Source organism: Larsenimonas suaedae (assembly GCF_023712105.1).
In the GTDB taxonomy this organism is placed as follows: Bacteria; Pseudomonadota; Gammaproteobacteria; order Pseudomonadales; family Halomonadaceae; genus Larsenimonas; species Larsenimonas suaedae.
Map to the genome: position 1 here is coordinate 589,856 of NZ_JAMLJI010000002.1, position 18,292 is coordinate 608,147.

The window sequence follows — 18,292 nt, forward strand, 5'->3', positions numbered from 1 at the left end:
CTTCATGGCCGAGCAACCTCCCGCTCGGCCTTGCAAGCCCCGCGCCCTACTCCACCATCCGTGAGACGGCGTTGTTGACCGCGTTGAGCGCCGGGCTCAGCCCCGGCACGTTCAAGTCGTGCTGCATCAGAGACTCCTCGAGCCCATAGCTTGCTGCCACGACCTGCGCCGACAGCCACCGGAACGGCTCCATTTCCCAGCGCTTCAAGATGTCTTCGTGGCGGGCATTGGCGTGCACCCACGGCATGGCGGTGCGCTTGCTGCCCTGCTCGGTGATCAGCTCGGCAAGTGTCTGACCCATGATGTGCGCCATCGCCGCGCCTTCACCGGCGTAACCGCCAGCGGTGGCAATGCCGGTTGCGGCGTCTCGAATTACATGCGGGCGAAAATGACGTGAAAGCCCGAGCGTACCGCCCCAGCCATGGGTCACGCGCACATCACCAAGCCCCGGAAACAGCGCCTTCAAAAGCCCCTGTCGCATTTTCATGTGGCGGTCGGTTATCTCGAACGACTGACGGGGCGGCCCGCCGAAGTGGTAATAGCCCTGGGCGCCGAAGATGAGCCGATCGTCACGGCTTCGCTGGCCGTAGGTCACCAGTCGACTGGCATCGCCGAAGGCGTGGCGCGCGTTGAGGCCGATCTCCCCCCACTGCGCCTCATCGAGCGGCTCGGTGGCGATCAGCATGCTCTCGATCGGCAGAATCCGACGCTTGAGGCCAAGATGGCGGGTATAGCCTTCGGTAGCGGCGATGATGTGGCGCGCGCGGACGCGGCCCGTGGCCGTTCGAACGACGCCGGGTTCGATCGCCTCCACCGGGCTGCGCTCGACGATCTCGACCCCGCGCTCGGCAAGCCGTGCGGCCAGCCCCTGCAGCAGCTTCATCGGATGAAAGGTCGCCACCTGACGTTGGAGAATGCCGCCGCGCTGGTCTCGGAAGCGAGCGATGCGGTCCATTGCCTCGGGCGAGAGCCACTTGCAGTCCGCCTCACGAAACCCGATGTGATGAAGGTGCTCGAGGTACTCCCGCTGCACCCGCTCCTGCGCCTTGTAACGCGCCGCCACGTACACCGCCCCGCCCTTGTGGTAGTCGGCGTCGATTCCCTCGCGGGCCAGCACCGAGCCAATGTCATCGACGTTGTGGCACAGCAGATCACACACCCCTCGGCGCTGGTGCTCGGGCCAGTGATCGATGTAGCGGTCGAGCCCCGCCATGCTGCCCACAAGCCACCCGCCATTGCGCCCGGACGCGCCGAACCCGAGCCGCTCGGCCTCGAGCACCACGATCTTGAGCGACGGCACGAGCTGGTTGAGGTAGTACGCCGACCAGAGCCCGGTAAAACCGGCGCCGACGATCGCCACATCAGCGTCGTGATCGCGCGAAAGCGTCGGGTAGCGCACTGGCGGCGTGGGCAGGCTGTCGTGCCAGTAACAGGGGTGAGACATCGAAAAGACTCCAGCGGGTTAACCACCTACTCTACTGCATCCAAGATTGGCGATGCAGTAAAAGCTTGGCCGTCCGGGCGCTCATGGCTATAAGAGGGATAGGTGTCAGAGCCTATCTTCGTACCGCCCCATGGTCGCCCTGGAAGCCATGAGGAAGTGCACCCGACCATGGTCTGTTGCCGGTCATACGCTCACCGGTCATGCTTCGCCTGAGATCCAGCGTTCGGTCGATCCAGCGGACGGTCGCGACATCACCGCCCCTACACAGAATCACCTCCCCTGCATAGAGAGGACCGATGACCCCTAGCCTCGTTTGGCCGACCACCCTTGCCTGTACAGTGGCCTTGATCGCTTCCACACTTCATGCCGAGACAGCGGCCGGCGCCGAGCGGCTACCTTCACTGCCAGCGCTGTTTGCTGAAGCGCTCGCACACGACGCGGTACTCTCGAGTACACGCCTCGAGGCCCGGGCCCGGGGGGAGGAAGTGCCCAAGGCCCGCGCCGGACTCCTGCCGCGACTCGATGCCTCCTACGGCTACAGCTACACCGAAAGCGACAACATCTACACCGACGGCGACCTCACCGCTTGCATCAACAACCCCGACACCGGCGAGCCGGCCGGCGGCGAAGACTACGCCCAGCGCTGTGCAGGCTATTCCACCGACCAGACCCGACGACTTCAGCTCACTCAGCCGCTGTTTTCGATGGAACGCTTTCGCAAGCTCGACAAGGCCAGGGCGATCCGTCAGGCCGCGCTTGAGGAGATTGCCGTGGCCGAGCGCGACCTGGCGCTCGAACTGGCCAAGACCTACATGAACGCCTTCTACGCCTCCCGGCGCATCGAGCTTCTTAAGGCCAAGACGCGGGCGCTGACGCTTCAGGTTCGCCAGGCCAAGCGCGCGTTCGAGCTCGGCATCGGCGACCGGATCGACCTGCTGGCCGCACAGGCAAGCCTTGATCAAACCCGCGCCGATCAGGCCGAAGGCCACAACGACCTCGATGACGCCTTGAGTCATTTAACGCGTTTGACCGGCGTGCGTCCCGACTTTGACCGGGTCGCGCTCAAGGACATCACCTCGCTCGACCTTCCCGCCCCCAAGCCACTCGAGACGTTGAGTCAGCGCATCGCGAACAACGCCGACGTCCGGCTCGCGCAGAAGAACCAGCAGGTCGCACGCAAGGACACCCACGTGCGTGAGGCCAGCTACTACCCCGAAGTGTCCCTGAATCTGAGCTATCAGAACCGGGACAGCGACGACCCCTACCGCGACAGCACCGACAAGAGCGCCTCCGTTCAGGCCAATCTCAACCTGTTCATGGGCGGCTACACCCAGGCCGACATTCGCCAGGGCGAGCTGCGCCAGCGCGCAAGCCAGGCCGAGCTCGGCAACGCCCGGCGCACGGCCTACGAGCAACTCGTTCAGTACCACCGACGCCTTGATACCGACGCCCAGCGCCTGCGCGCGCTGGCGCGCTCGATCACCTCGAGCCGCACCTATCTGGAAGCCGCCGACAAGGGCGCAGCGCTCGGCATTCGAGACCTGGTCGATGTGCTCGACGCGCGGGCAACGCTCTTTGACCAGCGTATTCAGTACGTCGACGGCGTGCGTCAGCTCGTGATGGATCGGCTGAATTTGGCTGCGGCCACCGGCGCCCTCGACACGCACGCGCTAAGAGACGTCATGGCTCTGCTCGAGCGTATTACCGGTCCGGCGCCGGATAGAACTTAGGCCGGATAAGCCTTCTTGGTCCGGTAGAGCGCCCTTTGACAGCCTGAGTGTTCGACCGGCAATGGTGAACAACGGACCGCGGGCACGGTCACTAAAGTAGGGCACACCGATAAAATCGGCTCGGCGCTCTACGAGGCACCCTGTACAACCGGCGTATCAGGTACGCCGCACCCAAGGAGGCAATGATGTCCGCACAAGGCACGAAACAGACGGTAGGTCAGCCCTTTGGGCTCGACACGGCGCAAGGCCGCGCCCTCGATGAAATGGTCGAGACGCTGCTGGCGCAGATGACGCTCGAGGAAAAGATCGGCCAGATGAATCAGGTCGCCGGCAGCCGCGACACCACCGGGGCGCCGGCCAATACCGACATCGAGGATGACGTGCGGCAGGGCCGGGTCGGCTCGGTGTTCAACGCCTTCGGGGTCGAGTTCACGCGTGAGCTTCAGACACAGGCGGTGGCGCATTCGCGGCTCGGCATTCCGCTGCTCTTTGGCTACGACATCATCCACGGCTTTAAAACGATCTTTCCGATTCCGCTCGCGCAGGCCGCCAGCTGGCACCTGGAGGGCATCGAGCGCGCCGCTCGCGTCATGGCACGGGAAGGCGCCGCATCCGGCGTGCACTGGACCTTCGCGCCGATGGTGGACGTCGCCCGCGACCCGCGCTGGGGCCGGGTGATGGAAGGCGCCGGCGAAGACACCCATCTGACGTCACAGATCGCCCGCGCCCAGGTGCGCGGCATTCAGGGGCGTGCCCCCGGCGCGACCGACACGCTCGCCGCCTGCGTCAAGCACTACGCCGCCTACGGCGCGGTGGAAGCCGGGCGCGAGTACAACACCGTCGACCTGTCGGAGTGGCGCCTGCGCTCGATCTACCTGCCGCCCTTTCTGGCCGCGCTCGAGGAAGGCTGCGCCAGCGTCATGACGGCGTTCAACACGCTTAACGCCATTCCGGCGACCTGCCACCCGCTGCTGCTCGATCAGATCCTGCGCCGTGAGTGGGGCTTCAAGGGCATGGTGGTCACCGACTACACCGCCATCATGGAACTCGAGCGCCACGGCGTCGCCGAGGACGCGTTGGAGGCGTCCCGCAAGGCGGTCAACGCCGGCGTCGACATGGACATGCAGTCCGGGTATTTCATCAAGACACTCGAGGAACTCGTGCGCTGCGGCGCCGTCGAGGAGGCGCGCATCGACGAGGCGGTGCGGCGGATTCTGTGGCTCAAGGCCGCGCTCGGGCTGTTCGAGGACCCGTACCGCTACGCGGATGATGAGCGCGAGGCCGAGTGTTTGCTGAGTGACGCCCACCGCCGCGCCGCCCGCGAGCAGGCGACGGAATCGATGGTGCTTTTGAAAAACGAGGGCAATGTGCTGCCACTGAGTGACCAGCACAAAAAAATCGCCCTCATTGGCCCGCTCGGGAACACCCCGCGCCTGATCGGCTCCTGGCACGGCAACGGCGATCACGACGACACGGTGACGCTTCGAGATGGCATCGCCCAGCGCCTTGGCAACGGCGCAACAATCATGTGCGCGGACGGCGTATCCAATCAAATCGGTGATACCGACACCTCCGGCATCGAAGCGGCGCTCGAGCTGGTGCGTCAGGCCGACGCCGTAATACTGGCGCTGGGTGAGGATGAAGCCTTCGCCGATGAGGCCGCGAGCCGCACCGACATCGGCCTGCCCGGCATGCAGCTCGAGCTTGCCCGCCGGGTGCTGGAAGCCGCCGGTGACACGCCGGTGGCCACGGTGCTCTTCAACGGCCGGCCGCTGACGCTTACCGAGCTTGATGGCATGGCACCGGCCATTTTAGAGGCGTGGTGGCCGGGCACGGAAGCCGGCAACGCCGTGGCGGACGTGTTGTTCGGCGACGTGACGCCGGCCGGCAAGCTGCCGATGAGCTTTCCAAGACACGTCGGCCAGATTCCGGTCTACTACAACGCGTTCAATACCGGCCGCCCCAAGGGCGTCGACCCCAAGTACGCCTCCAAATACCTGGACAGCCCCAACGACTCGCTCTATCCGTTCGGGTTCGGGCTGTCCTACACCACCTTCGAGTACAGCGCGCTTAAGGCGTCATGCTCGGAGATCGGGATGAACGACACCCTTGAGGTCAGCCTTACCGTCACCAACACCGGCAAGCGTCAGGGCATCGAGGTAGTGCAGCTTTATCTACAGGACGTCAGCGCAAGCGTGGTGCGCCCGGTGCGTGAGCTCAAGGATTTCCGCCGCATTGAGCTGGCCCCGGGCGCATGCGCGCACGTACGCTTTCACATCACCCCCGAGATGCGTAGCTTCTTGAACGCGGAGCTCGAGACCGTGCAGGAGCCGGGGCGCTTTCACGTCCAGATCGGCGGCGACTCGACCCAGGGGAAACCCCTCGAGTTTCATGTGACGCCCCACTGCGCGTGATGCGGTAACGCACAGAAAAACGCCCCGCGATGCGGGGCGTTTTTTGTCGATTTTTAAAAAGCGATCAGCGTGTTTTCTCGATCCCCCTTTCTACTTCTCGATCACCCCTTCTGTTCGATCAGCGCCTCGCGGGCCTTGCGAGCCTGCTCTTCGGCGTAGGTGGGGTAGTCGATGTAGCCGCGCGCGTCACCGCCGTAGAAGGTGGTGGTGTCGTAATCCGCCAGCGGCAGGCCGTGTTTCATGCGCTCGACCAGATCCGGGTTCGAGATGAACAGCCGCCCGAACACCGGTAGATCGATGGTGCCATCCTCGACCAGACGCTCGGCCTCGTTCTGGTCCAGATTGCCCGCCAGCAGCAGCGTACCCTCGTACACATCACGGAACTGGCGCAGGTACTCGCGCGGCATCGGCGGCATGCCCTGTCCGCCCTGGTCGTGCAGGTGGACGTAGGCAAGCCCGCGCTTATTGAACTCCCGCGCCAGATGCAGGTAGGTCTCGCCGTTGTCGTCGTACTCCGGCATGTCGAACAGCGTGCCGTGGGGCGAGAGGCGAACGCCGACCCGATGCGCGCCGATCAGCTTGCTGACCTCATCGACCGCCTCGATCAGAAGCCGGCAGCGGTTTTCCCGCGACCCGCCGTAGACGTCGTCGCGGTCGTTGACGTGCGGGTTCAGAAACTGCTCGAAGAGGTAGCCGTTGGCGCCGTGAATCTCGACGCCATCGAATCCGGCCTCGCGGGAATTGACCGCGGCCTGGGCGAAATAACGCACGATCTCGCGCACTTCCCACGTCTCGAGCCGGCGCGGCGTGCTGGCATCGAGCATGTCCGGCACGCCGTCCTCGGTGTAGCCGAACGCCATGCCGCCCTGCTTGTCGCTCGGGCCCACCGGTGACTGGCCGGCGAGTTGAACCGAGGTGTGCGAGACGCGGCCCACGTGCCAGATCTGGGCGAAGAACACCCCTCCGCGCTCGTGCACGGCCTGGGTGGCTTTCTTCCAGCCGGCGATCTGGTCCGGGCCGAAGATGCCCGGGTTATAGAGGTAGCCGGTGCCCTGCCGGGAAATGGGCGTGCCTTCGGAAATGATCAGCCCGGCGCCTGCGCGCTGGCGATAGTAGAGCGCGCCCATCTCGTCCGGCACGTCGCCGGTCGCGCGGGAGCGGGTCATCGGCGCCATGACGATGCGGTTATCGAGTTGAGTGCCCGCCAGATCAAAACGGTCAAACAGAGAAGCCATCGCGAAATTCCTTGAGACTAAGAGCGTAAAGTGAACTGACCCCAGTGTAGACACACCATTAGACTGCTAACAAATAGCCAGATCCTAATACGCCCCATGCATGATCGTGATCGGCGGCCCGATGGATGCGCGGTTGATTTGTTATGATATAACATTTAACATCCTCCCCGATTTCAGTGATGCGACCTCGGAGTCCGCCATGACCGCCCCACTTTCCACGCGCAGTCCTAGTTCAACGGCCGGTGCTCGTTCGACGGCCGGCGCTCGTTCAACGGCCACCTCTTTGCCGGCGACCGCCCCTCTGCCCGTGACCGTGCTGTCCGGGTTTCTCGGCGCCGGAAAGACCACCCTGCTCAATCACATTCTGGCCAACCGCGACGGCCGACGGGTGGCGGTGATCGTCAACGACATGAGCGAGGTCAACATCGATGCGGCGCTGGTGCGCGACCATGACGGCCCGGTCGATGGCGCAACCGGCGAGGTGGCGCTCAACCGCAGCCAGGAGCGGCTGGTCGAGATGAGCAACGGCTGCATCTGCTGCACCCTGCGCGAAGACCTGCTGCTCGAGGTCAACCGGCTCGCCCGCGAGGGCCGCTTCGATTATCTGGTGATTGAATCCACCGGCATTTCCGAACCGCTGCCGGTGGCGGAAACCTTCACGTTCGAAGACGAAGACGGCCAGACCCTTGCCGACGTGGCCCGGCTCGATACGCTGGTGACCGTGGTCGACGGCGTCAATTTTCTGGCGCAGTACCGGGCAGCCGAGGCGCTTTCCGAGGTGGGCGAGACCGCCGGTGAGGACGACGAACGAAGCGTCTCCGACCTTCTGGTCGATCAGATCGAGTTCTGTGACGTGCTGGTGATCAGCAAGACCGACCTGATCGAGCCCGAGACGCTCAAGGAGCTGACCGCCGTGCTTAAGCGCCTCAACCCCGAGGCCGACATCGTTCCGATCACTCGCGGCAACATCGAGCTCGACCGCGTGCTCGACACGCACCGCTTCAATTTCGAACGCGCAAGCGCCGCCCCCGGCTGGCTCAAGGAGATGCGCGGCGAGCACGTGCCGGAGACCGAGGAGTACGGCATCTCGAGCTTCAGTTATCTGGCCCGCCGCCCGTTCCACCCCGAGCGCTTTCATGCGCTCATGCACAGCGACTGGTTCGGCCAGGGGCTTTTACGCTCGAAGGGTTTTTTCTGGCTCGCAAGCCGCCCGCGCTTTGCCGCCCAGTGGAGCCAGGCCGGCGGCATCGCCCATTACGGGTTCGCCGGAATGTTCTGGAAGGCCGTGCCGGACAGCGACTGGCCGGCCGACCCCGAGTGGCGAGACGCGATTTTGGAGAAATGGGAAGAGCCCTTCGGCGACATGCGCCAGGAACTGGTGTTCATCGGCCAGAACATGGACAAGGCGCGCATGCGTCAGGCGCTCGACGACTGCCTGCTCGATGAGGCCACCCTGCTTCAGGGGGCTGAGCACTGGAAAACCCTTCCCGACCCCTTCGAGGCCTGGCATGACTGACCTCGCTTTCCCGAACGCATCAACACTCGACACGCTGTCCGACGTGACGCGCGGGCCGTCCCGGCTGACCGGCGCCCTGAGCCGGGTCGGCATGGCTGGCATCGAGCTGCCGGTGGTGCTCGACGACACCGCCTTCGACGTGCGGGCCAACGCAGGCGTCAGCCTCGATGATGAACACGCCCGCGGCATTCACATGTCGAGGCTCTATCTCGGGCTCGACGCCCTCACCCGGCGGCCACTCACGCTTGCCCGGCTCAGGGAAACGCTCGAGGGCTTTCTTGAAAGCCACGAGGGGCTTTCCGACACCGCGTATCTTGATCTCACCGGCACGCCGCTTCTAAGGCGCCCGGCGCTGATCAGCGATCACAGCGGCTGGAAGGGCTACCCGCTCACGCTCAAGACGCGGCGCTCGCCCAAGGGGTTCGAGGCCCAGCTCGAGCTCGAGATCGGGTACTCCTCCACCTGCCCCTGCTCGGCGGCGCTCGCGCGCCAGCTCATTCAGCGCCGGTTTGACGAGGAGTTTGGCTGCGAATCCGAACCCAATCTCACGTTCGAGGCGGTGCGCGCCTGGCTCGGGGACGAGGATGGCATCGTCGCCACGCCCCACAGCCAGCGAAGCCGCGCGCATCTGCGCCTTCGTCTTGACCCCGAGCAGACGCAGCTGCCCTGGCGTGAGGTCATCGAGCGCACCGAGGCCGCGCTTGGCACCGCGCTTCAAACCGCGGTCAAGCGCGTCGATGAACAGGCGTTCGCACTCGCCAACGGCCAGAACCTCATGTTTTGTGAAGACGCCGCCCGGCGCCTTCACGACACCCTGATCACCCAGCCCGGCGTCAGCGGCTTCCAGGTGGACATTACCCACATGGAAAGCCTGCACGCCCACGACGCCGTGGCGACCGCGCAGTGGCACTGGCCGGGCTCGCTCTAGCTCCCCGGTCCGCATTGCAAAAAGGCGTGCTATCTTGCGGCGACCGCCCCCTGTCGGCTCGCCGCTTTTTTTTATCAACACGCTTTTTTCGGTTACCGCTTGCCATGTCATCATCGTCCCCGTACTCGCGCCGCATCACCGCGCTCTACGCCCTGTTTCTGCTGCCGGGCACCCTTGCCGCCACCTGGATCACCCGCACCCCCGACATCCGCGACCGGCTTAATGCCTCAACCGATGAAATGGGCCTGGTGCTGTTTGGCCTTGCCGCCGGGGCAATGGTGGGCGTATTGAGTGCCGGTGCCTGGGTGCGCCGCTTCGGCACCCGCGGCGTGCTCGGGGTCAACATTGCGCTGATGGCGGCGGGCATGGCGGTGGTCAGTCTCGGCGTCAGCAGTGGGCAGGCCCTCATCGCAACGGGCGGCCTTGCGCTCTTTGGCGCGGGGATGGGGCTTGCCGAGGTCGCGATCAACATCGAAGGCGCGGCGGTAGAGCGGCTCAGTGGGCGGGCGCTGATGCAGACGCTGCACGGCTGCTTCAGCCTCGGCACCGTGCTCGGGGCGTTGGTGGGGATCGCGTTCACGGCGTGGCGGGTGCCGACCGAGTACCACCTGATGGGGCTGACGCTTGCGACGCTTCCGGGGTTCTGGTGGGCCATTCGCGGCCTACCGCGAGAGACCGGCAGGTTCACCCCGGCGTCCGAGGAGACGCCCACGACCTCGGAGGACGCGCCTAAAGCGGCAAACGCCTCGGTGTGGCGCAACCCGCGGGTACTGATGCTTGGCACCATCGTGCTGGCGGTGGCGCTTTCCGAAGGCTCAGCCAACGATTGGCTGCCGCTGCTGTTGGTGGATGTGCACGGCGTCACCCCGGCGCTCGGCTCGCTGGGATTCATGCTGTTTGCGCTGACCATGACGCTCGGGCGCTTTTCCGGCAACGCCCTGATGCGCTGGCTGCCCCGGCACACGCTATTTCGGCTCTGCATCGGGCTTGCCCTTCTCGGTGTTGCCCTCATCACCCTGACCGAGCACAGCGGCGTCGCGATCGCGGCGGTGGTGCTGTGGGGCATCGGCACCTCGGTGGGCTTTCCGCTCAGCATGTCGGCCGCCGGCGAAGGCGACAACGGCGACGCTCAGGTCGCGGCCACCGCCATCATGGGCTACATCGCCTTTCTTGCAGGCCCGCCGCTGCTTGGGTTCATCGGCGAGCACGCAGGGCTTGATCGCGCGCTGATGGTGGTGTTTGTCGTGCTCGCACTCGGGCTTGCGGTATCCGGCGCAGTGCGGCGCCAGGACGGCACTGTCGCCCCCTCCCACAAAGGGTAATGGGCGCGGCTCACTCGCACCGTTACAGTGGGTGATGGCCCAAAGCGCAGGAGACGCCCCATGGCGACCCACCCCGTGACCGTTGCCCGGTTCAGCTACCCCTACGAGGCGTACCTGTTCAAGGGGCTGCTCGAATCGCGTCATCTAAACGCGTTCATCGCCGATGAGCACCTGATCACGATGCAGTGGATGTGGGAGACGGCGCTGGGCGGCATCAAGGTGCAGGTCGCGCCGGAGGATCTCGAACTTGCCCGCGCGGTGCTCGCGGATTACCAGGCCGACCGGCTCGAGGCCGAGGACACCACAACCCCGCAGGAAGCGGAACCCACTCACCCTCAAACGACCAGCGCCCGCCAAAGCCGCGGCTGGCGGGCGCTTGCAGTGGCGTGCTGGGCGAGCACCGGGGTGGTGTTTCCGCTGCCCGGCTCGCGCCGTGACCGTGACCGTGACCGTGACCGTGACCGTGACCGTGACCGTGACCGTGACCGTGATCGTGATCGTGATCGTGATCGTGATCGTGATCGTAATGAGTAAGCGATCTACGACCAACGTCCAAGAGCATCTTGGTATACTCGGGAAACACCAATAATAAAACCGAGTCGGCCTCGGCGCACCGAGGCCAAGGAGTGCCCCGTGACAGCACCTGCCATCGAGCGGCTCTTGAGCGCCGCCAACACCTCCGAAATCGACCGCCTTCATCACCTGAGCACCACCTGTACGCTGGTCGGCCACATCAGCCAGCTTGTGCACACGCTTCAGCGTGAACGCGGCGCCTCGAGCATTTTCCTTGGCTCCCGCGGCCACCGGTTTGCCACACACTATTCGTCACGCGTAAGCGATAGCCTGAAAGCAGCAGCCGACCTGCACCACGAACTCGAGTACTGGCTGAGCGACCTTGAGCGCCTGAGCGAGTGGGGGCATTTTCGCGACCCGCGGTTACTTCGACAACTTGCAGATGCGCTCGAAACGCTCGAGGCACTCGATGGCCTGCGCGCCAACGTCGAGACGCAGGCCGTGACCGCCGATGACGCCATGCACCTTTACAACAGCACCATTCGGACGCTGCTTTCGGTGGTGTTCGAAGTGGCCGACAGCGCTTGTGACCCGGACATTACCCGCATACTGGTCAGTCTGTTTCACTTTATTCAGGGCAAGGAGCTGGCCGGGCAGGAGCGCGCCTGTGGGGCGCTCGGTTTCACACTGGGCTACTTCGACGACGCCCACCGCACAACGCTTGCCACCCTGATCGAGACCCAGAGCCGGTGCTTTGCCACCTTCAACGAGTTCGCCGATGAAACACTTCAGACCAAGTGGTCAGAGATACAGGCTCACCCTGGCACGACAACGCTTGAGCATCTTCGACGCCTGGCGCTTGAGACCGCGCACCTCCCGGACAATGGGGTCGATGCCGGCGAACAGTGGTACGCACTGGCAACCCAGCGCATTGATGCCCTCAAAAACCTTGAAGATGCCCTCGTCGCAACACTCGAGAAAAGCTGTGGCGATGGTCTTGAAAAGGTGCGCTCGGCCACGGCCAATCGCCCGGCCACTGTCAAGCCTGATGAGCCATTTCTATCGCGAGAGGACGGCGCACCGATCGACAGCACGATCGCCACGCACTTCAACCGCTCGCTGATCGAACTGATTCAGACCCAGAACGGCCAACTTCAACAGCTCAGTGATGAGCTGGCCGACACCCGCAAGGCACTGCGACAACGCAAGCTGATCGACCGCGCCAAAGGGCTTCTGATGACGCACCACGGCCTCGATGAGCAGAGCGCCTATCGTCTGCTTCGAACGACCGCCATGGATCAAAGCCGCCCCCTTGCCGCAGTGGCCCAGTCGATCATCGATGCCGACGAGTGATGTCGACCGAAGCGTGCAGGCCGCCCGAAACGTCTCGGTGCATTCCAATCCCGTGAATGCACCGAAACGTTGCCTGAAAGACCAAGGCGTCGGAACGCCTTCTGATTGACTCCCCCAGGTAACGAGCTATCTCATTGAAATATGGATTTTTTGACAATTCTGGCATTGCTTCTGCTTAGAAATGACATGACCCGAGCCAACGACGGTTCGACCGAACACCATATCGATCCTACACACCCCTTATCTGACACAGTCCTTATCTGACACAGTCCTTATCTGGCATAGCCCTTATCTGACATAGCCCGTCGCGCCTTACGGCCGACCCGCGCTGGACAACGGCGTCCATCGACCTGCTCGCACTGCGAGCGGTGGGTGGACGCCGTTTTCGTTTGGAGAGGGCATGTCTTTCGAGTGACGCCAACCCCGGAGAACGAGTGATGGACATCCGTAATAAAGCCAACAGGATACGGTTACTGAGCTTTTCGACCCCACAGATGCGCGCCTTCCACCTGTCGTGGTTTGCCTTCCACGTGTGCTTTTTCGGCTGGTTCGGCATCGCCCCGCTGATGGCCGTGGTGCGTGATGACCTGGGCCTGACCAAGACCCAGATCGGCAACACCATCATCGCCTCGGTCGCCATCACCATTGTGGTGCGGCTGGTCATCGGCCTGCTGTGCGACCGGATCGGGCCGCGCCGAGCCTACACCTGGCTTTTATGCCTGGGATCACTGCCGGTCATGATGATCGGCTTCGCCGACAGCTTTGAAACCTTTTTGATGGCGCGTCTGGCCATCGGCGCCATCGGGGCGTCGTTTGTGATTACCCAGTACCACTCCTCGATCATGTTCGCGCCCAACGTGGTCGGCACCGCCAACGCCACCACCGCCGGCTGGGGCAATCTGGGCGGCGGCACCACCCAGATTCTGATGCCGCTGATCTTCTCGGGCGTGTTGATGCTCGGCGTCAGCGAAACGCTGGGCTGGCGACTGGCCATGGTGGTGCCCGGTATCGTGCTGTTTGTGACCGGCATCGCCTATTACCGCCTGACCCAGGACGCCCCGAACGGCAACTTCGATGAGCTGCGCGCCCGGGGCGAGCTGCCCGAAGCGACCCGCGAGCACGGCGCGCTTCAAAGCTTTGCCGCCGCAGCGAAGGACATTCGCGTATGGGCGCTGTTTCTGGTCTACGCCGCCTGCTTCGGGGTCGAGCTGACCATCAACAACATCGCCGCCATCTACTTTTTCGACACCTTCTCGCTGAATCTGGCCACCGCCGGTCTGATTGCGGGGCTGTTCGGACTGATGAACCTGTTCGCCCGAACGCTCGGCGGGGTCTTTTCGGATCTGTTCGCCCGCAGGAACGGTCTCAAGGGCCGGGTACGCTGGCTGTTTCTGGCCATGCTGTGTGAAGGCATCGCCCTGATCGGCTTTGCCCACATGGAGGTGCTGGCGCTGGCCATCGGCATCATGCTGGTGTTCAGTCTGTTCGTGCAGATGGCCGAAGGCGCCACCTTTGGCGTGGTGCCGTTTATCAACAAAAAGGCGCTGGGTGCCGTGGCCGGCATTGTCGGTGCCGGGGGTAACGCCGGTGCCGTCGCCGCGGGCTTTCTGTTTCGAAGCGAGTCGCTGACCTATCAGGAAGGGCTGTTCTATCTCGGTGTGGCCGTCGTGGTGATCTCGCTGGCCGCGCTGGCCGTGCGCTTCACCCCCGAGGTAGAAGCCGAAGAGGAAGCCGCCTACCGCGAGGCCGCCGGCGCAGAGGACACTGCCAACACGGCAACCCCGATCGGTGCACGCTAGACCGATGAAGCTGGACCGATGACTGCCCGAGCCCATGCTCGGGCAGTGCTCGCGCCCACCCTTCAAAGCGTTCAACTCAAAACGCCAGCCTTTCAAAGCGCCCAACCCAAAACGCCGTCACATGAGTGACGGCGTTTTGTCATCCAGCGGACGGGGTCAGGACGCTGGCGCCTCATCGACCAGCGCGTGGCGAGTGGTCTTCTGCGCGTCGCGATACAGCGTGACCACACTGCCCACCACGATCAGACAGGGCGAGGGCATCGGCGCGGCCTCGAGCAGTGCCGGCAGGGTGTCCAGCGTCCCGACGCGAGTCTGCTGCGTGGGCAGCGTGGCGTGTGCGATCAGCATCACCGGCCAGTCGGCCGGCAGACCGGCGCCCGTCAGCCCCTCACAGATGGTCGCCACCCGGTTGAGCCCCATGTAGAACACCAGCGTTTCATCGCGTCGGGCCAGCGCTGACCAGTCCGGCAGACGATCCTCCCGCGCCTGATGGGCGGTCACGAACCGCAGCGTCTGGGCATGGGCACGATCGGTCAGCGGCAGGCCGAGCGCGGCGGCGGCCCCGGAGGCCGCGGTAATGCCGGGCACGATTTCGGCCTCGATGCCGGCCTCCCCCAGGGCGGCCAGCTCCTCGCCCATGCGCCCGAACACGCCGGGGTCACCGCCCTTGAGCCGGACCACCCGCTTGCCCGCGCGCGCCAGGGCCACCAGCCGCTCGCCGATCTCGGCCTGAGGCACGCTGTGCTCGCCGCAGGCCTTGCCGACATAGTAGCGCTCACACCCGGCCGGCAGCCGCGCCAGAATCTCCGGCCCGACCAGACGGTCGTAGACCACGGCGTCCGCCGCCTGCAGGCGATCGAGCGCGCGAAGCGTCAGAAGATCCGCCGCGCCGGGGCCGGCGCCGACCAGGGCCACCTGTCCCATGGACGCCTTTTGCACGGGCGTATCGACATCGCAGTGCCGGCCACGCGCCGTGGACAGCGCCCGGGTCGCGACATGACCGAGCCGCATCATCCAGCGGGACACGCCAAAGCGCAGGGGATGAGAGGGGTTACAGCTCGACATGGGCAGATTCCTCTTCCAGTAATGCCTTGAGTTCGGGTTGGCAGGAGCCGCACTGAGTGCCACAGGCGAGTTCGGCACCGAGCGCCTCAACGCTTCGGTGGCCCTGGCGAATCGCCGCGGCAATGGCGTACTGACCTACCTGATGACAGCTACAGACGATGGGGCCGACATCCGCGGCCCCGCTGGCGGCACCGGCCAGAACGCGCCGCCGTGTGTTCGCCTCAAGCGGCGTCTCTCTTGCGGGGTCAAGGCAGGCATCCAGCCAGCTCAGTGACGGCAGCTCCGACGGCGGGCCGACCATCAGCCACCAGGCGACCCGATTCCCGGCAAGCCCGCTTGCTCGCAGGCGCCCTCTGGCCTCATCGGTGCTCCACTGGGACACCGGCCCCGGCAGCACCCGGGCAATCCAGTTAAGCCAGTCCCGCTCGCCCGCCTCGGGCGTGCCGGCCAGCTGCCAGCGCAGGGCGTGGCGCATCGGAATGCGCGTCCAGTAGGCGCAGCCCTCGGTCGGCGTCACCGTCTCCGACAGGTCACCGGCGACCAGCAGTGTGGCCTCCCAGCTGTGCGCCAGCGGCTGCATGCCCACCGCGCCGTGTTTCGATTCCGGCTGACCGGATATTGGATCGACCCGCGGGGTGATCAGCGCATTGGCCTTGGCCCGAGCGCTGAACGCGCCGTTCCAGTGCATCGGCACAAAGACCTCGCCCCGGCGCTGGCCGCGCTTGAGGCGCGCACGCCCTCGATAGTGACCAGCGTCGCCGGCAAGCTCGATCAGACGACCTTCCTCGATGCCGGCCGCGCGGGCGTCAACGGGGTTCAGTTCGATGAAGGGCTCATCGCGATGGTTCATCAGACGCGCCGACCGGGCCGTGCGGGTCATGGTGTGCCACTGATCGCGCACACGGCCGGTGTTGAGCCGCAGCGGATGGGCCTCGCTCAGCGCTTGGGCCGGCAGACGCGGACGCACCGGCAAAAGCCGCGCACGACCGGAGGCGGTCGGAAAGCGGCCATCCTCGAACAGTCGGGCCGCGCCGTGAGGGTGTTCTACGTTGACCGGCCACTGAATCGGCGCCAGCGCGTCGTAGGCCGCGCGATCAAGCCCGGCAAGTCCTGAAATATCAAACACACGCCAGCCCGGGCGGGCCGGATCGTTATCAAGCCCCGAGAGTCTGGCGTGCTCATCAAAGATCTCGGCCGGGTGGGTGTAGGAAAAGGCCTCTCCGAAGCCGAGCCGATCGGCAAGTTCGGTCATGATCTGCCAGTCGTGTCGCGCCTGGCCCGGGGGCGGGAGCAGGCCACGCTGGCGCGAAATGCACCGCTCGGAGTTGGTGACGGTGCCGTCCTTTTCCGACCAGCCCGTCGCCGGCAGCACGATGTCGGCCACCTCGAGCAGCTCGGCGTTTTCCATGCACTCGGAGACGATGACCAGCGGACAGTCGGCCAGAATGCGCTTGATGCGATCGGCATCCGGCAGGCTGACCACCGGGTTGGTCGCCATGATCCACACCGCCCGGATCTCGCCGCGCTCGATGGCCTCGAACAGCTCGACGGCCTTGTGGCCGGGCTCGGTGGGCAGCGACGGCGCGCCCCAGAACGTCGACACCCGCTCGATCGCCCCGGGGGTGTGGTAATCCATGTGAGCGGCCAGCTGATTGGCCAGCCCGCCGACTTCGCGCCCGCCCATGGCGTTGGGCTGGCCGGTGATCGAAAACGGCCCGGCGCCGGGCAGGCCGAGCTTGCCGCCGGCCAGATGACAGTTGATGATCGCCTGGCACTTGTCGGTGCCGCTGCTCGATTGATTGATGCCCTGCGAATAGAGCGTGACCACATGCAGCTGGGTGGCAAACCAGTAATAAAACGTCTCGAGCCGCTCGGCATCGATATCGCAGTCCGCTGCGATGGCCTCGATTGTGATGTCATCCTCGAGCACCGCCGCCAGCGTCTCCTCAAACCCTTCGGCGTGACGCGCCAGATAGAGACGATCCAGCCGGTTCGTGCGCGCCATGAACGCCAGCAGCCCATTGAAAAGCCGCGCGTCGCTGCCCGGCGCGATGCCCAGATAGAGATCGGCGATATCGCAGCTGTCGGTCACGCGAGGGTCGATCACCACCACGCGCATCAGCGGATTGCGCGTTTTCGCCACTTTCAGGCGCTGATAGAGCACCGGATGATTCCAGGCCAGATTGGACCCCACCAGTACCACCAGCTCGGCGCGCTCCAGATCCTCATAGCAGCAGGGTACGGCGTCGGCGCCGAAGGCCCGCTTGTAGGCCGCCACCGCTGACGCCATGCAGAGCCGGGAGTTGGTATCCACATGGGGCGTGCCGAGAAAGCCCTTGAAGAGCTTGTTGGCGACGTAATAGTCCTCGGTCAGAAGCTGGCCCGAGAGATACGCCGCCACCGACCCAGGGCCGTGGGCCGCCTGCGTGGCGTGAAGACGACGGGCAAGCACATCGAGCGCCGTGTCCCAGTCGACCGTTTGACCATCGACGCGTGGCGCCAGCACTCGCCCGGCATAACCGAGCGTTTCATGCAGGGCGCTGCCCTTGACGCACAGCCGCCCCTGATTGGCCGGGTGCACCGGGTCTCCCTCGACCGCGCTGATCGACTCGCCGCTCACGGTGGCACGCACGCCGCACCCGACGCCGCAATAGGGGCAGGTCGTGGTGGCTCGCCGCTCGGCATGGGTCTCGGGCGTGCCTGAATCGGTATGGTGCGCATCGGACATGGAGCCTCCTTGAATGCAAAAGGGCCTGACATCACGCGAGCGTGAGGTCAGGCCCCTTTGCCTGTACTCGACGCAAGGGTCACCCGAGGGGGGCGGTCAGTGCGTCGACAGTGAATAACGATGTGGCGCTTGAGCGCATCGCGGTGAACGGCCCGAGACGGCGCTGCCTCGATGAGTCACGGCCGCGATGCGTTGATGGTTCAAGAAATGCAAATGCCGCACCAGGTCACCGTTTTTCTTTCAAT

12 protein-coding genes are annotated in these 18,292 nt (G+C 64.9%); 8 read left to right on the top strand and 4 right to left on the bottom strand.

What is annotated here, in order from left to right; all coding sequences use genetic code 11:
• Positions 1–46 precede the first annotated feature (46 nt).
• Positions 47–1,444: an NAD(P)/FAD-dependent oxidoreductase gene (locus NAT49_RS08605; protein ID WP_251593235.1), complete on the bottom strand. Its 1,398-nt coding sequence runs from the start codon at positions 1,442–1,444 to the stop codon at positions 47–49.
• Positions 1,445–1,740: 296 nt separating this feature from the next.
• On the opposite strand from NAT49_RS08605, the gene NAT49_RS08610 reads away from it, so the two are divergent.
• Complete coding sequence (locus tag NAT49_RS08610; protein WP_251593237.1) at positions 1,741–3,174, top strand: TolC family outer membrane protein; 1,434 nt, start codon at positions 1,741–1,743, stop codon at positions 3,172–3,174.
• Between the two features lie 185 nt (positions 3,175–3,359).
• Positions 3,360–5,588, top strand: a complete 2,229-nt coding sequence (gene bglX / locus NAT49_RS08615; protein ID WP_251593239.1) for a beta-glucosidase BglX — start codon at positions 3,360–3,362, stop codon at positions 5,586–5,588.
• 101 nt (positions 5,589–5,689) lie between these two features.
• Here bglX and NAT49_RS08620 read toward each other — a convergent pair whose 3' ends face one another.
• Complete coding sequence (locus tag NAT49_RS08620; protein ID WP_251593241.1) at positions 5,690–6,823, bottom strand: alkene reductase; 1,134 nt, start codon at positions 6,821–6,823, stop codon at positions 5,690–5,692.
• A 283-nt stretch (positions 6,824–7,106) separates the two neighbouring features.
• Between NAT49_RS08620 and zigA the strand changes: the two genes are divergently transcribed.
• The 6 genes from zigA (at position 7,107) to NAT49_RS08650 (ending at position 14,254) form a co-directional block, all read left to right on the top strand.
• Positions 7,107–8,339: a zinc metallochaperone GTPase ZigA gene (gene zigA / locus NAT49_RS08625; protein WP_251593576.1), complete on the top strand. Its 1,233-nt coding sequence runs from the start codon at positions 7,107–7,109 to the stop codon at positions 8,337–8,339.
• Positions 8,332–9,267, top strand: a complete 936-nt coding sequence (gene folE2, locus NAT49_RS08630; RefSeq protein WP_251593242.1) for a GTP cyclohydrolase FolE2 — start codon at positions 8,332–8,334, stop codon at positions 9,265–9,267. The genes zigA and folE2 overlap by 8 nt, the downstream gene beginning before the upstream one ends.
• Before the next feature lie 104 nt (positions 9,268–9,371).
• Positions 9,372–10,589 (top strand): MFS transporter, encoded by a 1,218-nt coding sequence (locus tag NAT49_RS08635; protein ID WP_251593243.1) that lies wholly within the window; start codon positions 9,372–9,374, stop codon positions 10,587–10,589.
• 60 nt (positions 10,590–10,649) lie between these two features.
• Positions 10,650–11,123, top strand: coding sequence for a DUF2007 domain-containing protein (locus tag NAT49_RS08640; protein ID WP_251593244.1), 474 nt, complete (start codon positions 10,650–10,652; stop codon positions 11,121–11,123).
• Positions 11,124–11,222: 99 nt separating this feature from the next.
• Positions 11,223–12,455 (top strand): nitrate- and nitrite sensing domain-containing protein, encoded by a 1,233-nt coding sequence (locus NAT49_RS08645; RefSeq protein ID WP_251593245.1) that lies wholly within the window; start codon positions 11,223–11,225, stop codon positions 12,453–12,455.
• Positions 12,456–12,892: 437 nt separating this feature from the next.
• Positions 12,893–14,254 (top strand): NarK family nitrate/nitrite MFS transporter, encoded by a 1,362-nt coding sequence (locus tag NAT49_RS08650; RefSeq protein ID WP_251593246.1) that lies wholly within the window; start codon positions 12,893–12,895, stop codon positions 14,252–14,254.
• A 156-nt stretch (positions 14,255–14,410) separates the two neighbouring features.
• On the opposite strand, the gene cobA is transcribed toward NAT49_RS08650, so the two are convergent.
• A complete protein-coding gene (gene cobA, locus NAT49_RS08655; protein WP_374708774.1) occupies positions 14,411–15,319 on the bottom strand; it encodes a uroporphyrinogen-III C-methyltransferase in 909 nt (302 codons plus the stop codon).
• Complete coding sequence (locus NAT49_RS08660) at positions 15,306–18,047, bottom strand: nitrate reductase (protein WP_251593247.1); 2,742 nt, start codon at positions 18,045–18,047, stop codon at positions 15,306–15,308. The genes cobA and NAT49_RS08660 overlap by 14 nt, the downstream gene beginning before the upstream one ends.
• Positions 18,048–18,292 lie beyond the last annotated feature (245 nt).

Excerpts from the sequence above, each read along its gene's own strand:
- NAT49_RS08605 (WP_251593235.1), bottom strand. The coding sequence starts at position 1,444 with ATGTCTCACCCCTGTTACTGGCACGACAGCCTGCCCACGCCGCCAGTG.
- folE2 (WP_251593242.1), top strand. The coding sequence starts at position 8,332 with ATGACTGACCTCGCTTTCCCGAACGCATCAACACTCGACACGCTGTCC.
- NAT49_RS08660 (WP_251593247.1), bottom strand. The coding sequence starts at position 18,047 with ATGTCCGATGCGCACCATACCGATTCAGGCACGCCCGAGACCCATGCC.
- NAT49_RS08635 (WP_251593243.1), top strand. The coding sequence starts at position 9,372 with ATGTCATCATCGTCCCCGTACTCGCGCCGCATCACCGCGCTCTACGCC.
- NAT49_RS08620 (WP_251593241.1), bottom strand. The coding sequence starts at position 6,823 with ATGGCTTCTCTGTTTGACCGTTTTGATCTGGCGGGCACTCAACTCGAT.
- bglX (WP_251593239.1), top strand. The coding sequence starts at position 3,360 with ATGTCCGCACAAGGCACGAAACAGACGGTAGGTCAGCCCTTTGGGCTC.
- cobA (WP_374708774.1), bottom strand. The coding sequence starts at position 15,319 with ATGTCGAGCTGTAACCCCTCTCATCCCCTGCGCTTTGGCGTGTCCCGC.
- NAT49_RS08650 (WP_251593246.1), top strand. The coding sequence starts at position 12,893 with ATGGACATCCGTAATAAAGCCAACAGGATACGGTTACTGAGCTTTTCG.
- NAT49_RS08640 (WP_251593244.1), top strand. The coding sequence starts at position 10,650 with ATGGCGACCCACCCCGTGACCGTTGCCCGGTTCAGCTACCCCTACGAG.
- NAT49_RS08610 (WP_251593237.1), top strand. The coding sequence starts at position 1,741 with ATGACCCCTAGCCTCGTTTGGCCGACCACCCTTGCCTGTACAGTGGCC.